Source organism: Variovorax sp. 01N429 (genome assembly GCF_056399425.1).
The window spans coordinates 119,928-134,027 of sequence record NZ_JBFTRG010000009.1 but is presented as its reverse complement, the minus strand read 5'-3'; the positions used below and the strand labels follow the sequence as shown (position 1 = coordinate 134,027).

At 63.8% G+C, this 14,100-nt stretch carries 14 protein-coding genes; 8 read left to right on the top strand and 6 right to left on the bottom strand.

Annotated features, from left to right (window positions below; all coding sequences use genetic code 11):
* Positions 1–95: 95 nt before the first annotated feature.
* Positions 96–563, top strand: coding sequence for a winged helix-turn-helix transcriptional regulator (locus AC1DSF_RS17560; RefSeq protein ID WP_478125723.1), 468 nt, complete (start codon positions 96–98; stop codon positions 561–563).
* A 17-nt stretch (positions 564–580) separates the two neighbouring features.
* Here AC1DSF_RS17560 and AC1DSF_RS17555 read toward each other — a convergent pair whose 3' ends face one another.
* Genes AC1DSF_RS17555 through AC1DSF_RS17545 form a run of 3 tightly spaced genes read right to left on the bottom strand, consistent with a single transcriptional unit; the run spans position 581 to position 4,004 of the window.
* Positions 581–1,606, bottom strand: a complete 1,026-nt coding sequence (locus AC1DSF_RS17555) for an alcohol dehydrogenase catalytic domain-containing protein (RefSeq protein ID WP_478183174.1) — start codon at positions 1,604–1,606, stop codon at positions 581–583.
* Between the two features lie 23 nt (positions 1,607–1,629).
* The gene (locus tag AC1DSF_RS17550) at positions 1,630–2,922 is read right to left on the bottom strand and encodes an SUMF1/EgtB/PvdO family nonheme iron enzyme (RefSeq protein ID WP_478183173.1); all 1,293 of its coding nucleotides are present in this window, start codon (positions 2,920–2,922) and stop codon (positions 1,630–1,632) included.
* 29 nt (positions 2,923–2,951) lie between these two features.
* A complete protein-coding gene (locus AC1DSF_RS17545) occupies positions 2,952–4,004 on the bottom strand; it encodes a TRAP transporter substrate-binding protein (protein ID WP_478183172.1) in 1,053 nt (350 codons plus the stop codon).
* A 116-nt stretch (positions 4,005–4,120) separates the two neighbouring features.
* Here AC1DSF_RS17545 and AC1DSF_RS17540 point away from each other — a divergent pair, with 116 nt between their 5' ends.
* The 5 genes from AC1DSF_RS17540 (at position 4,121) to AC1DSF_RS17520 (ending at position 8,761) form a co-directional block, all read left to right on the top strand.
* Positions 4,121–5,287 carry an ABC transporter substrate-binding protein gene (locus tag AC1DSF_RS17540; protein WP_478183171.1) on the top strand — a complete coding sequence of 389 codons (1,167 nt, stop codon included), beginning with the start codon at positions 4,121–4,123 and terminating at the stop codon, positions 5,285–5,287.
* A gap of 154 nt (positions 5,288–5,441) precedes the next feature.
* Positions 5,442–6,323, top strand: coding sequence for a branched-chain amino acid ABC transporter permease (locus AC1DSF_RS17535; protein WP_478125718.1), 882 nt, complete (start codon positions 5,442–5,444; stop codon positions 6,321–6,323).
* 61 nt (positions 6,324–6,384) lie between these two features.
* Entirely contained in the window at positions 6,385–7,248 is an 864-nt protein-coding gene (locus AC1DSF_RS17530; protein WP_478125717.1) for a branched-chain amino acid ABC transporter permease, read from the top strand.
* Positions 7,245–8,042 (top strand): ABC transporter ATP-binding protein, encoded by a 798-nt coding sequence (locus tag AC1DSF_RS17525; protein ID WP_478125716.1) that lies wholly within the window; start codon positions 7,245–7,247, stop codon positions 8,040–8,042. Before AC1DSF_RS17530 ends, AC1DSF_RS17525 begins: the two co-directional genes overlap by 4 nt.
* Positions 8,039–8,761 carry an ABC transporter ATP-binding protein gene (locus tag AC1DSF_RS17520; protein WP_478125715.1) on the top strand — a complete coding sequence of 241 codons (723 nt, stop codon included), beginning with the start codon at positions 8,039–8,041 and terminating at the stop codon, positions 8,759–8,761. The genes AC1DSF_RS17525 and AC1DSF_RS17520 overlap by 4 nt, the downstream gene beginning before the upstream one ends.
* Positions 8,762–8,767: 6 nt before the next feature.
* Here AC1DSF_RS17520 and dxs read toward each other — a convergent pair whose 3' ends face one another.
* From dxs to xseB, 3 genes are read right to left on the bottom strand one after another with little or no spacing between them, the layout of a single operon-like run.
* On the bottom strand, positions 8,768–10,624 hold the full coding sequence (gene dxs / locus AC1DSF_RS17515) for a 1-deoxy-D-xylulose-5-phosphate synthase (protein ID WP_478183170.1): 1,857 nt from the start codon (positions 10,622–10,624) through the stop codon (positions 8,768–8,770).
* 15 nt (positions 10,625–10,639) lie between these two features.
* Positions 10,640–11,557, bottom strand: a complete 918-nt coding sequence (locus AC1DSF_RS17510) for a polyprenyl synthetase family protein (RefSeq protein ID WP_478183169.1) — start codon at positions 11,555–11,557, stop codon at positions 10,640–10,642.
* Positions 11,554–11,838 (bottom strand): exodeoxyribonuclease VII small subunit, encoded by a 285-nt coding sequence (gene xseB, locus AC1DSF_RS17505; protein WP_478125712.1) that lies wholly within the window; start codon positions 11,836–11,838, stop codon positions 11,554–11,556. The genes AC1DSF_RS17510 and xseB overlap by 4 nt, the downstream gene beginning before the upstream one ends.
* A gap of 196 nt (positions 11,839–12,034) precedes the next feature.
* Here xseB and AC1DSF_RS17500 point away from each other — a divergent pair, with 196 nt between their 5' ends.
* The gene (locus AC1DSF_RS17500; protein WP_478125711.1) at positions 12,035–13,168 is read left to right on the top strand and encodes an aromatic ring-hydroxylating oxygenase subunit alpha; all 1,134 of its coding nucleotides are present in this window, start codon (positions 12,035–12,037) and stop codon (positions 13,166–13,168) included.
* A 14-nt stretch (positions 13,169–13,182) separates the two neighbouring features.
* Entirely contained in the window at positions 13,183–14,100 is a 918-nt protein-coding gene (locus AC1DSF_RS17495) for a DMT family transporter (RefSeq protein ID WP_478125852.1), read from the top strand.

The window sequence follows — 14,100 nt, the reverse complement described above, 5'->3', positions numbered from 1 at the left end:
CTTATTGCTTCATATGCCATAAACTTCGCTGAAATTTGGCGCCAACGCAGCGATTTTTGCCGCCCGAAGATCGTCCAGGGGCCTGCAAGGAGTGAATGATGGAACTCGACCGTACCGACAGGAAAATCCTGGATGTGCTGCAGCGGCAAGGCCGAATCTCGATGACGGATCTGGCGGAGCAGATCGGCCTCTCCACCTCCCCTTGCTCCGAGCGCGTTCGCCGCCTGGAGCGCGGAGGCGTGATCACCGGCTACTACGCCCGCGTGAATCCTCAAGCGATCGGAAAGACGCTTCTGGTGTTCGTCGAAGTCACGCTTTCTTCAAAATCAGGCGACGTGTTCGACAAGGTCAGGCAGGAGCTGCTGCTGGTGCCGGAGGTCATGGAATGCCATCTGGTGTCGGGTGGCTTCGACTACCTCATCAAGGCGCGCCTTCGGGCCATGAGCGACTATCGCGACCTGCTCGGCAGCCTGCTGAAGAAACTGCCGGTGACTGCCGAATCACGCAGCTACGTCGTGATGGAAGAAGTGAAGGAAAGCCTTTACTTGCCCATGGACCGTTGAGTGCGGGCGCTTTAGCTCTAGCTTCGTGGGTCCAGCACGACGCGACCCGCAATGCTGCCGCTGCGCATGGCGTCAAAGACTTCATTGACCCTCGAAAGCGGGCTCGTTTCCACGCGGCAATGCAATTCGCCCCGGGCTGCGAGATCAAGCACCGCGCGCAGATCTTCGCGCGTGCCGACAGCCGACCCGACGATGTGCGCTTCGCTGCCGACAAGCGCCAGAGCGTGGAATCGCAGAGGATCCGACGGCAGGCCGATGACGCAAACAGTGCCGCCCGGGCGAAGGATCGTCATCGCCGCGTCATAAGCCGGGTGAGCGGCCGAAGTAACGGCAGCCACATGTGCGCCACCCTTCTTGCGGATCATCGCCAGGGCTTCGGGATCCGCCGCGTTCAACGCGTGATCCGCGCCCAGTTCGCGAGCCAGATCGAGCTTCGCGTCGCTCACATCGAGCGCGAAGACTTCGGCGCCCATCGAACGCGCGATCTGAACGGCCAAATGCCCGAGCCCCCCAATACCGAACACCGCCACGCGCTGCTTCGGAGAGATATTTGCTTTCTTGAGCGCGCGATAGCTCGTCACGCCGGCGCAGAGCAGCGGCGCTGCCTGCTCGTCGCTCAATGCATCGGGGATGCGGACCGCGTAGGCCGCATTCGCGCACATGAATTGCGCAAAGCCGCCGTCGACGGACATGCCGGTCACTGCCGATCCCTTGCGACACAGGTTCTCATTGCCTTCCAGGCATTGCTCGCATTTACCGCAAGCGCGGTAGAGCCATGGAACGCCGATGCGATCGCCTTCGCGAAGCTCCGTCACTCCGTCCCCGATGCGCACGACCCTTCCGACGACCTCATGCCCGGGCACGACGCGCGGCTTGGTGTGCGCACGGAATCCGGGCTGGTCGCCTTCGACGATGTGCAGATCGGAATGGCACACGCCGCAGGCAAGCACTTCAATAAGCACCTCACCGGCCTGCGGCTCGGGCACGGGAATGTCCTCGATGACGAGGGGCTTGCCGAATTCGCCGAGCACGGCTGCTTTCATGGTTGGAGACTCCTGTGAGTGGGTCAGATGGCGCAAGTCCTGAAACCGAAAAATCCATCGTCGCGGTCCGGCAGCGCGACGCCCCTTCGCTTCGGCGATCGCATTCGCGCCCGGGTCGCGAACGAAGCGCCGCGCAGCACTCTGGCCTTGCCGAATGCAGGCCGCGGATCGAACGGACCGCCTTCGCTCCAAGGATCGACGTGAAAGCCGGGCCATGGCTGGAGCGTGCCCGCGGTCCACTCGTGCACGTCCGACCAGCGGAAGCCGCGGCGCGTCGCAGTGTGAGCGGCAATCTCCCATTCGACTTCGGTCGCGATCCTCCGACCCGCCCATCGCGCATAGGCGTCGGCCTCCCACCAACTCACATGCACCACGCTGTGGCTGCCTGCCGCACGCATGGTCCTGCCGAAATGCTGCCGCAGCACAGAGCCACCGCTGCCGTGGTGCGCGGCGCCGATCTGCTCGACGTGCCGCGGGCCGCGCCGGCCTTCGGTCTGGGCTGCGAGCCATTGCAGGCCCTCCGGGCGCCAGAACTCCGGCCGGTCGTAGCCGCCGTCATCGACGAACTCGACGTACTGGCTCCACGTCAATGGCTGGGCGTCAATCTCGAATTCAGGAACGTCGACGCGCTGCATGCCGCCTTCCTGCGCGAAGATGAAGCCCGCATCCGGTTGTCCGAGTTCCCACGAAGTCGCCGGAACGAGCAGCGGTTCACGAGTCACGGCAGAGGCCGGAAATTCGACGCCCAGGGGCAGCCCGAGCGTCTGCGCCATCACCACGAGTTGCTCGCCGCGAAGATCCTCATGGAACAATGCGAGCCGATAAAAATAAAGACCCGCATCCGTCTCAGCCGCGTGCTCGAGCAACTCCAGAGTGCTTTCGAGCGTTTCGAGCAGATAGGACTTGGTCTGCGCCAAGTCGGGCATGTCGGCGGACCAGCGCTCCGGCCGATCGATCTGCGAAGGATTCCACCAACCGTCGGCATTCGGTTCGATGGCCGCGAGCCGCGTGGGACGAACCGGACACTGGAGGCCGAAAGCGCGCTGCGTATTGCGCGCGATCCACCATTCCGCGAACCAGCCGATGTGACCCGCGAGCCAGACGGGCGGATCGATGCCCTCTTCCTGCGGCACCACGAGCGCCGCGGAGCCGAGCGCCTGTTCGTACAGCGACAGGAGATGCAGCGTATGGTTTCGCGCGTCGATCAGCGCAAGGGATAGCAATTCACGGCCCGCACTGCGCATGGCCGGGGAGTCGATCGAATGCGGCACGCCCGAGGCGCTGAATGGCGTGCTTGGCGGCAGGCTCGAAGGCATCTGCCATTATGGCGACACCGTGCTTCGACCTACAGCTTCGCGGATTGCATATAGGTGTCGAACGGTGACGCGAGGAAGCGGTCTCCGAAGAGTTGCTCCTTCTGGAATGCGCGGTAGTCGCCGTGGATCTTCTTCCAGAAGGCATCCGAGCCACTGAGTTCGCTGCAGACATCCATCGATGCCTTGAATGCTGCGTCGATCACGCGCCGCGGAAAGGGCTTGAACAATGCCCCGGCCCCGGTCAACTGCCGGATCGCCGCCGGGTTTCGCGCATCGTACTTGGCGAGGACCTCGGAATTTACCGATGCGCTCGCCGCCTGCACGATGGCTTTGTGATCGGCAGACAGCGCATCGAATGCCTTCTGATTGACCAGGAGGTCGAGCTGCAGGGCGCCAGCCCACCAGCCGGGGAAATAGGCATGGCGCACCCCCTTGGCAACGCCGCTTTTCTGGTCGTCATAAGGGCTCGTTCCTATGGCCGCGCCGACGGCGGCGCCGGCCTGCTCCTGAGGGCTGGCTCCAAGGCGCGCGAAGATTCGCCCGGCCAAACCGCTCGTGCGGACCTTCAGGCCTCTGAAGTCCTGCACATCCCTGATCTCCTTGCGAAACCAGCCGAGCTGCTGCGCACCGGCACTCCCGCATGGAAAGTTGATCGCGTTGAACCCGGCATGAAATTCACGTGTGAGCTTCAGACCGTTGCCTTCATTCATCCAGGCAGCGAGCTGCCGTACGTTCATGCCGAACGGGATCGCCGCGCCGAATGCAAACGCCGGGTTTTTTGCGAAGAAATTGGCTCCCGACGTATGGCAAGCCTCGATCGCTCCTCGCTCCACGCCATCGAGCACGCCCAGCGGCGACATCAGTTCGCCTGCGGCATGAACGTCGATCTGGAATCTGCCGCCGCTCATTTCGCCGACCTTGCGGGCAAAGCTCTGGGCCGCACCCAGGAGGATGTCGAAGGGCGGCGCGAAGCTCGACGCAAGGCGCCAACGTGTCACGGCCTGCGCATGCACCGCTGGCGCGATGCCGGCTGCCAGCACACCGGCGATCCCTCCACGTTGAATCAGAAAACGACGCCGCATCGAACGAGACTCCAGGAAAACGAGAGACAAACAAGGGAGCCAATTGTAGGAACTGGTTACCACCGGCCTTTAAAATGGCCGCCCCCGTTCCACCCGTTCCCTGAAAGAACCATCTGATGAGACAACTCTCGTTCAAGACTTCGCTGCTCGCAGGCGCCGCATTTGCTGCCTTTGCCGCTTTTGGCACGGCCGCCCAGGCCGCCGACCTGAAGATCGGCGTGGCCGAAGCCCTGTCGGGCGGCGCAGCCCAGTACGGCGTCGCCATTCGCAACGGCTTCGAACTCGCTGCCGCAGAAATCAACGCTGCCGGTGGCATCAACGGCAACAAGATCGATCTCGTCGTCGCCGACGAGCAGGGCAAGAAAGAAGAGGCCATCAACGTCTTCAAGAAGCTGATCTTCCAGGACCAGGTCCTGATGGTCTTCGGCCCGACGCTGTCGAACTCCGCGCAAGCCGCCGACCCGATCGCCCAGGCTGGAAAGACGGTGGCTTTCGGCACGTCCAACACGGCTGACGGCATTACCTCCATCGGCGACTACGTCTTCCGCAACTCGGTAACCGAAGCCGACGTGCTGCCCGAGACCATCAAGACCGCCGTGAAGAACGCCGGCATCAAGAAGGTCGCCGTGCTCTATGGCAACGACGACGTGTTCACCAAGAGCGGCTATGACAACTTCAAGAAGGCGCTCGATGACCTGAAGATCCCCGTCACCACGACCGAGACATTCGCCAAGGGCGACGTCGACTTCAAGGCGCAGCTGACGAAGATCAAGGCCAGCGGCGCCGACGCGATCGTGCTGTCCGCACTGCTCGCCGAGGGCGCGCCGATCATGGTGCAGGCCCGCCAACTGGGGCTTAACGTGCCGATCATCGGCGGCAACGGCATGAATTCGGTCAAGGTCTTCGAACTGGCCAAGGGCCAATCCGACAACCTGTACGTGGGCAGCCCATGGTCGGCCAGCAATGCGACGCCGGAGAACACCAAGTTCATCAAGGCTTACACCGAGAAGTACAAGACGGCGCCGGACCAGTTCGCCGCCCAAGCGTACGACGCGATGTACATCGCCGCCCAGGCGCTCAAGAACGTCAAGGTCACGGGCAACCTCCCGGCTGACCGTGCCGCCGTGCGGGACGCGCTGCCTGCCGTGAAGTGGACCGGCGCGACCGGCGCATTCCAGTTCCGCCGTGCCAACGACAAGAGCGGCAAGCCCGCCGGCTATGACGCGCAGCAGTTGCCCATCGTCAGCGTGACGAAGGGCAACGAATTCGTCATCACGAAGTAGAGCTCGCCCCCAGGCTTCGCGCACTTCGTGTCGCTTCGCCTACCCCCTGCCGGGGGCAACACCAGCGGCCCGGCATAGCCGGTTCCGCGGTGTTTCACGAATAGCGGGGATCTCCGCCTTTGGGCGGCCCCGCTTTCTTCTGGATAGAAATTCCATGCTTGAACAGCAACTTGTCAATGCACTTTCCCTGGGGTGTGTCTATGCGCTTTTTGCGCTGGGCTTCACGCTGATTTTCGGGGTGCTTGGCGTCATCAATCTTTCGCACGGCGCGGTTTTCATGGTGGGCGCTTATGCGGCCGTGCAGGCCATGGCGCGATTCGATTTGCCTCTTTGGGCCGGGCTGCTGTTTGCGTTCGTGTTTTGCGGGCTTCTCGGGCTGCTGATCGACTTCCTGGTGCTCAGGCCGCTTCGGGCTCGCAACGCACCTCACCTGATTCCCATGATCGCGACGATTGGGGTGGCCATCATTCTCAACAACGGCACACAGGGCCTGTTCGGTGCGCAGAACGTGCGCTTTCCGGCAGGTGTGGTGTCGGGTGAATCGCTGGATCTCGCCGGCATCCATCTCACCGCGCTGGAGCTCGGCATCATCCTGCTGTCCTTCGTGCTGATGGCGGTGCTCATGGTCGCGCTCAAGCGCACGCAGCTCGGCCGCGCCCTGCGCGCCATCGCCGAATCGCCCAAGGCGGCCCACCTACTCGGCATCAATGTCGAAGGGCTGTTCTATCTGACCTCGTTCGCGGCGGCCGCGCTCGGCGGACTTGCTGGCGTGCTGATTGGCCTCTATTCAAATGCCGTGTTTCCGCTCATGGGGCAGCCGATGCTGCACAAGGGCATTGCAGTGATCATCCTGGGCGGCATGGGCGATATTCGAGGCGCAATGCTCGGCGGGCTCTTCCTCGGCTTCGCAGAAGTGCTGTCGGTGGCCTACATCGGTTCGACCATGCGCGACGCGGTCGCTTTCGGCCTGCTTTTCCTGGTGCTGCTCGTGCGGCCGAAGGGCCTCTTCGGCACCGTGCAGGAGCGCAAGGTATGAGCGCCGCGCCGAACCGCTTCAAGCAAGCTCGCTCCGCAGCGCGCAGCGCGGAGGTTTCCAAATGAGCGCTTTGGACAATCTCTGGTCGGTCTACAGCAATCTGGTTCTCACGCTGGGCACGAACGCGCTGCTGGCATTGTCGATCTGGCTCACGCTTTCGTGCGGCATGCTCGCGATGGCCAATGCCGCATTCATGGGAATCGGCGCCTACACCTCGGCGATCCTCACCATGACCTACGGCGTGCCCTTCCCCGTTGCTATCGCAGCAGGCATGGCGGCGCCAGCCCTCACGGCGTTCGTCATCGGCAAGCCGACGCTGCGGCTGTCTGGCGTCTACCTCGCCATGGCCACGCTGGCCTTCGGCGAAGTGGTGCGCATCATCGTGCTCAATGCTGAATCGCTCACGGGCGGTGCGCTGGGCCTGAATGGCATCCCTCAATCCACGCAATGGTGGCATGTCGGCTTGGCGGTGGTGCTCGTGCTGCTGGGCCTATGGCGCATGCGCCGCTCAAAAATCGGCCGCGCCTTCGAAGCCATCAAGGAAGACGAAACCGCCGCCGGCCTGATGGGCATCGACGTCGGCGGGCACAAGATGCTGGCCTTCGTGCTGGGCGCCGCGATCGCCGGCCTGGCGGGCGTGCTCAACGCGCACCTCACCTTCTTCATCGGACCGAACGAATACGGCTTCGACCGCGGAGTCGACATCCTGACGATGACGGTGCTGGGCGGCATCAACGGCCTGACCGGGCCCGTGCTCGGCGGCGTGATCCTGACGATCTTGCCCGAAGCGCTGCGTGCATTCGGCGATTTCCGGCTCGTGCTGAACGGCGTGATCCTGGTGCTGATCGTGCTGTTCCTGCCCAAGGGCATCTGGGACCCCGCGCGCTTCCGCCAATGGTTTGGACGCAAGGGGGTTACAGCATGACGGCGCCGCTGCTTACGCTCGATGGCGTTTCACGTCACTTCGGGGGACTCAAGGTTCTGCAGGACGTGAACCTCGAAATCCCAGAAGGCGGCGTGTTCGGACTCATCGGTCCCAACGGCGCCGGCAAGACCACCGTGTTCAATCTCACGACGGGACTGCTGCCCACCACGGGCGGCACGATCCGGTTCGAAGGACGCGATCTCGCCGGGCTCAAGCCCTACCAGATCACGCGCGGCGGCATCGCTCGCACTTTTCAGAACATCCGCATCTTCAAGGAGATGTCGCTGCTCGAAAACGTGATGGTTGGGATGCATGCGAACTTGCGCTATGGGCCCTTCGGCCTGCTCGCATCGTCGGGCCTCTTCCGCAGCGAAGAACGGCGCGCGCGCGACAGAGCTCGCGAATTGCTCTCATGGGTCAAGCTCGACCACAAGGGCGAAGACGTGGCCGACAACCTTTCGTACGGCGACCAGCGCAAGCTCGAACTCGCACGCGCGCTTGCGACGGACCCCAAGCTGCTGCTGCTGGACGAGCCTGTCGCCGGCATGAACAGCACCGAGAAAACCGACCTGATGCACGAGATCCGCAATATCTCGGCCCGCGGCTACACCATCTTCATGATCGAACACGACATGCGTTTCGTGATGGGACTTTGCGAGCACATCGCCGTGCTGAACTTCGGCCGCATCATTTCGCGTGGCGACCCCGACCACATCCGCAACGACCCCCAGGTGATCGAGGCCTACCTCGGACGCGAAGAGGACGAAGCGACGAACGAGGGAGTCTCTCCATGAGCGCGACACCTCTGCTGAAGGTCGAAGGGCTCAATGTCGCGTACGGCCACATCGAGGCCGTCAAAGGCATCGACTTCGAGTTGCATGAAGGCCAGATCACCACGCTGGTCGGCGCCAATGGCGCGGGCAAGTCGACGACGCTGCTGGCGCTGTCGGGCCTCGTGAAGAAGGCCGCGGGACGCGTCGTGCTCGATGGGCAGGACCTCACCAATCTCTCGCCTCACAAGATCGTCGGCGCGGGCATGGTGCAGGTGGCCGAAGGGCGCGCCACGCTCACGACGCTGACGGTGCGCGAAAACCTCGAACTCGGGGCCTATACGCGGCGCGATGGCCGCGCGCAACGCGCTGACGATCTGGACCACATCTACTCGCTCTTTCCTCGGCTGAAGGAGCGGGCCGACGGCCTGGCGGGCAATCTGTCGGGAGGTGAACAGCAGATGCTCGCGATCGGCCGCGCGCTGATGGCCAAGCCACGCGTGCTGCTGCTCGACGAACCGTCGATGGGCCTCGCGCCGATCATCGTGCAGGACATCTTCCGCACGCTGCGCGAGATCAATAAGGCGGGACTGACGATCTTCCTGGTCGAGCAGAACGTGCGGCAAGCACTCAAGATCGCCGAACGCGCTTATGTCATCGAAACGGGAAAGATCGTGCTGGCAGGCAGCGGCCGCGAACTGCTCGGCAACCCAAAGGTGCAGGACGCCTATCTGGGCGGTTGAGCTAAATCAGGCCGCGGGCTCGAAGCGCGCGCGGATCGACTGCTCGATGCCCGCCGCATCGAGTCCGATGCCGGCGAGCAGCTTGGCCGGGTCGCCGTGTTCGATGAAGCGGTCGGGCAAGCCGAGCTGAAGCACCGGCTTTTGCAGTTGCGCCGCCTGCAGCGCCTCGAGCACGGCACTGCCGGCGCCGCCCATGATGGCGCCTTCCTCGACAGTCACGACGGCATCGTGCGAGCCCGCGACTTTCAGCAGCAGTTCGACATCGAGCGGCTTGGCCCAGCGCATGTTGACGACGGTGGCATCGAGCGCTTCAGCCGCCTGCAGGGCCGGATAGAGCAAGGTGCCGAAAGCGAGGATCGCGATGCGTTTGCCTTCGCGGCGGATTTCACCTTTGCCGTACGGCAGCGCTTTCAGCGTTTGGTGCGGCACGACACCGGCGCCCGAACCGCGCGGATATCGCACCGCCACCGGATGGCTCTGCTGGTAGGCAGTGGTCAGCAGTTGTCGGCATTCGGCCTCGTCGGCCGGGCAAGCCACGCTCATGTTCGGAATGCAGCGCAAGAACGAGATGTCGTAGGCACCCGCATGCGTCGCCCCGTCGGCACCCACGAGGCCTGCGCGATCGAGTGCGAACACGACGGGAAGATTTTGAATCGCCACGTCGTGAATGAGCTGGTCGTAGGCGCGCTGCAGAAACGTGGAATAGATCGCGACCACAGGCTTGAGGCCCTCGCAGGCGAGCCCGGCGGCGAAAGTGACCGAATGCTGCTCGGCAATGCCCACGTCGTAGTAGCGCTCAGGAAAGCGTTTTTCGAATTCGACCAGCCCCGAGCCCTCGCGCATCGCCGGTGTGATTCCGACCAGCCGCCCGTCCTGGGCAGCCATGTCGCAAAGCCAGTTGCCGAAGACCTGCGTAAACGTCTGCTTGGGCGCGGTCGCAGGTTTGACCAGGCCAACGGCCGGGTCGAACTTGGAAGGGCCGTGATAAGCAACAGGGTCGGCCTCGGCCAGCTTGTAGCCCTGCCCCTTCTTGGTGACCACGTGCAGGAATTGCGGCCCGCGCAAGTGCTTGAGATTCTCGAGCGTGGGCACGAGCGAATCAAGGTCGTGTCCGTCGATCGGTCCGACATAGTTGAAGCCGAACTGCTCGAAGAGCGTGGCGGGCACCACCATGCCTTTGGCATGCTGCTCGAATCGCTTGGCCAGCTCGAACAGAGGCGGGGCCGCGCGCAGCACGCTCTTGCCGACGTTCTTGGCGGCGGCGTAGAAGTTGCCGCTCATCAACTGCGCAAGGTAGCGATTGAGCGCACCGACCGGCGGGCTGATCGACATGTCGTTGTCGTTCAGGATGACGAGCAGCTTGCAGTCGTCGCACACGCCGGCGTTGTTGAGCGCTTCGAAGGCCATTCCGGCCGTCAGCGCGCCATCGCCGATGATCGCGACGGAATGGCGGTCCTCGCCTTTTTGCCGGGCGGCCATCGCCATGCCGAGCGCGGCCGAAATGCTGGTCGAAGAATGCGCGGTGCCGAAGGTGTCGTACTCGCTCTCGGTACGTTGGGGAAAGCCCGAAATGCCGCCGAGCTGACGCAGCGTCGGCATGCGTTCGCGCCGGCCCGTCAGGATCTTGTGCGGATAGGTTTGATGACCCACGTCCCACACCAGCCGGTCGTGCGGCGTGTTGAAGACGTGGTGCAGCGCGACCGTGAGTTCGACCGTGCCGAGATTCGAACTCAGGTGTCCGCCTGTGCGCGACACGTTGTCGAGCACGCAGCTGCGTACCTCGTCGGCCAATTGCTTGAGTTGAGCGCGGTCCAACTGCCGCAGCAGGGAGGGGTCGTTGATGGTAGGAAGCAGCGGAGCCATTGAGTATTGTTGTCGTTATCGATCGCGGTCGACGACCATGTAGGCCAGAGCGCGGAGCGCTGCGGTGTCAGCCAGTGCGCTGCGATCCAGCGCGTCGAGAGCCTGAGTCAACAGTTGACGCGCCTCTGCACGGGCGCCGTCGAGGCCGAGCAATGAAACATAGGTGGGCTTGTCGCTCGCGGCGTCCTTGCCGGCGGTCTTGCCCAGCGTCTCTGAATCGGCGACGACGTCGAGGATGTCGTCGATCACCTGAAAAGCCAGACCCACCGCGGCGCCGTAGTCGCGCAATGCCGCGAGACTTTCAGGTGCGATGACGTCGCCGCACGCGGCGCCCATTTCCACGCTGCCTTGCAGCAACGCGCCGGTCTTCAGGCGATGCATGTTGCGCAACTGCGCTTCGTCGAGCGCCACGCCGACGCTCGCAAGATCGATCGCCTGGCCTCCCGCCATGCCCTGGCTGCCTGCGGCGCGCGCCAGCAAGCGGCAAAGATTGGCCTGCACTTCGGCAGGGATGCGATTTCCTTCTGGCGTCAGCAATTCGAAGGCCAGCGCCTGCAAGGCATCGCCGGCCAGCAGCGCATCGGCCTCGCCGTACTTGACGTGCACGGTCGGCTTGCCGCGACGAAGGACGTCGTTGTCCATGCACGGAAGATCGTCGTGCACGAGCGAATAGGCGTGGATCAATTCAACTGAACAGGCGGCTCGGAGTGCGGCCTCGGGGCTGCCGCCGACGGATTCGCTCGCAGCGAGGACGAGCAGCGGGCGCAGACGCTTGCCACCGTCGAGCACGGCATAGCGCATCGCGTCGCCCAACTGAACCGGCGCGTCGACGCCGACCCATTCAGACAGTGCGGATTCAACGCGCGCGAGTAGAGGTTCGCTCCACGCTGCAAGCCGAACGGCGTCCCACCGGAGGGTTTCGGCCACCTTCATTCGGACGCCCAGACCTTCAGGCTGCCCGCATCGAGCACCTTGATCTGGTCTTCGACGGCCTGCAGCTTGTCGCGGCAGAAGGCGAGCAGCGCGGCACCTCTCTGGTAGCTGCCGAGCAACTGGTCGAGCGGCAGCTGCCCCGATTCGAGCTCGGTGACGAGTTGTTCGAGTTCCTGGAGACCCGCCTCGTAAGACGCCGGCAGTGCTCCGGTATCGGGCGCGGTCGGCGACGCCGGCTCAGACGAAGAAGGCGAAGAAGGCGAAGAAGGCACCTTGGGCATGCGGCGTTCGTGGATGAAACCCGCCATTTTAGGGCGGGGGGCTGATTTGAATCTCGAGGGGTACAATCCCCGACACTTTGAGGGCCGGCAATTGCCGGCCCATTTCTTCGGGCCGTCGCAAGCTTTAGCATTACCAGACGGCAGCCTTCCGTTCCTTCTTTCTTCTCTCCCTGTGGGGAGCTTGGTCAGGTCACCCATGTCTGATTTAAGTCTTCAACTGCAGCAGGCTTCAAGCCAACTTCCGGTTTCCGCGTACTTCGACGAGGCGCTCTACGCCCGCGAGCTGCAAACGCTTTTCGCCGCTGGTCCGCGGTATGTCGGTCACCGGCTCGCGGTGCCCGAACCGGGCAACTTCCACACCTTGCCCCAGGAACATCAGGGCCGCGCGCTCGTTCATACGCCGAAGGGCGTCGAGCTGATTTCGAACGTGTGCCGCCATCGCCAGGCGCTGATCCTCCAGGATCGCGGCCAACTCGACGCACAGAGCGGCGGAAACATCGTCTGCCCCTTGCACCGCTGGACCTATGCCGCGGCGGACCCGCGCACGACCGGCACATTGATCGGTGCTCCGCACTTCCAGCACGACCCCTGCCTCAATCTCCAGAACTACCCGTTGACGGAATGGAACGGCCTTTTGTTCGAGAAGAGCGGAATCGCCGAAAGCCGCGATGTCGCATCGGACCTGACAAACCTCGGCGCCCGCGCGGACCTCGACTTCGAGGGCTACGCGCTCGATCGCGTGGAACTGCACGAGTGCAACTACAACTGGAAGACCTTCATCGAGGTCTACCTCGAGGACTACCACGTCGGCCCCTTCCACCCAGGCCTCGGCAGCTTCGTCACCTGCGAAGACTTGCGCTGGGAATTCGGCCGGCATTACTCGGTGCAAACGGTCGGCGTTGCCAACCGGCTCGGCCGCGCCGGCAGTCCGGTCTACCAGCGCTGGCAGGAACAACTGCTGAAGTACCGCGAAGGCAAGCCACCGAGGCACGGCGCGATCTGGCTCACCTACTACCCGCACGTGATGGTCGAGTGGTATCCGCACGTGCTCACCGTCTCGACGCTGCACCCGATCGGGCCGCAGAAGACGCTCAACATGGTCGAGTTCTTCTATCCCGAAGAGATCGTCGCCTTCGAGCGCGAATTCGTCGAAGCACAACAGGCCGCCTACATGGAAACCTGCGCCGAGGACGATGAAATCGCCGAGCGCATGGACGCCGGCCGCCGCGCGCTGATGCTCCGCGGCGACGATGAGAGCGGTCCGTATCAGAGCCCCATGGAAGATGGCATGCAGCAATTCCACGAGTGGTACCGCCGCGAGATGGCCTAGTGCAAGCGCTCTGGATGGTGCTGGGCGCGCTGATCTTCGCCACGATGGGCGTGTGCGTGAAGTTTGCGTCGGCGTGGTTCTCCAGCGCCGAGCTGGTGTTCTACCGGGGCCTGATCGGCATCCTGTTTCTCTGGGTGCTCGCGCGCAGTCGCGGCGTCACCTTGGGCACCCGCTACCCGGGCATGCACGCATGGCGCAGCTTGGTCGGGGTGGTTTCGCTCGGCGCGTGGTTTTTCGCGATTGCGCACATGCCGCTGGCCACGGCGATGACACTCAACTACATGAGCAGCGTCTGGATCGCAGCATTCCTGGTCGGCGGGTCGCTGCTCGCGTGGGTGCCGGTGCCGCGCCGCGACGGCAGCGTACCGCGTCCGCCACTGCAGGGCCCCTTGGTGCTCACGGTGCTCGCGGGCTTCGGCGGCGTCGTGCTGATGCTCAAGCCCACTGTCAACGACAACGAGGGCTTTGCAGGTCTGCTGGGCCTTTTGTCGGGGCTCACTGCCGCATTCGCCTACATGCAGGTGGTCGCACTGTCGCGGCTCGGCGAGCCAGAGGCACGCACCGTCTTCTACTTCGCCGTGGGGTCCGCAGTGGCAGGCGGCCTCGGCACGTTGCTAGGCCCGTTCACCCCCCTGAGCGAATGGACCTGGAGCCATGCGATCTGGCTCTTGCCCGTCGGCGTGCTCGCGGCCTTGGGCCAGTTGTGCATGACGCGCGCCTATGCCACGGCCAAGACGCAAAGCGGTACGCTCCTGGTTGCCAATCTCCAGTATTCGGGCATCGTCTTCGCAGCGATGTACAGCGTGCTGCTTTTCGGCGATCGGATCGATGCGACGGGCTGGTACGGCATGGGCCTGATCGTCGCGAGCGGAATTGCGGCCACGGCGCTTCGCCAGCGCCAACTGCCGAAGGCGCCCGCTGAGGAACATTGA

Bases quoted from the DNA above. Each gene is read 5' to 3' on its own strand.
- AC1DSF_RS17560 (WP_478125723.1), top strand. From the start codon at position 96: ATGATGGAACTCGACCGTACCGACAGGAAAATCCTGGATGTGCTGCAG.
- AC1DSF_RS17555 (WP_478183174.1), bottom strand. From the start codon at position 1,606: ATGAAAGCAGCCGTGCTCGGCGAATTCGGCAAGCCCCTCGTCATCGAG.
- AC1DSF_RS17550 (WP_478183173.1), bottom strand. From the start codon at position 2,922: ATGCCTTCGAGCCTGCCGCCAAGCACGCCATTCAGCGCCTCGGGCGTG.
- AC1DSF_RS17545 (WP_478183172.1), bottom strand. From the start codon at position 4,004: ATGCGGCGTCGTTTTCTGATTCAACGTGGAGGGATCGCCGGTGTGCTG.
- AC1DSF_RS17540 (WP_478183171.1), top strand. From the start codon at position 4,121: ATGAGACAACTCTCGTTCAAGACTTCGCTGCTCGCAGGCGCCGCATTT.
- AC1DSF_RS17535 (WP_478125718.1), top strand. From the start codon at position 5,442: ATGCTTGAACAGCAACTTGTCAATGCACTTTCCCTGGGGTGTGTCTAT.
- AC1DSF_RS17530 (WP_478125717.1), top strand. From the start codon at position 6,385: ATGAGCGCTTTGGACAATCTCTGGTCGGTCTACAGCAATCTGGTTCTC.
- AC1DSF_RS17525 (WP_478125716.1), top strand. From the start codon at position 7,245: ATGACGGCGCCGCTGCTTACGCTCGATGGCGTTTCACGTCACTTCGGG.
- AC1DSF_RS17520 (WP_478125715.1), top strand. From the start codon at position 8,039: ATGAGCGCGACACCTCTGCTGAAGGTCGAAGGGCTCAATGTCGCGTAC.
- dxs (WP_478183170.1), bottom strand. From the start codon at position 10,624: ATGGCTCCGCTGCTTCCTACCATCAACGACCCCTCCCTGCTGCGGCAG.
- AC1DSF_RS17510 (WP_478183169.1), bottom strand. From the start codon at position 11,557: ATGAAGGTGGCCGAAACCCTCCGGTGGGACGCCGTTCGGCTTGCAGCG.
- xseB (WP_478125712.1), bottom strand. From the start codon at position 11,838: ATGCCCAAGGTGCCTTCTTCGCCTTCTTCGCCTTCTTCGTCTGAGCCG.
- AC1DSF_RS17500 (WP_478125711.1), top strand. From the start codon at position 12,035: ATGTCTGATTTAAGTCTTCAACTGCAGCAGGCTTCAAGCCAACTTCCG.
- AC1DSF_RS17495 (WP_478125852.1), top strand. From the start codon at position 13,183: ATGGTGCTGGGCGCGCTGATCTTCGCCACGATGGGCGTGTGCGTGAAG.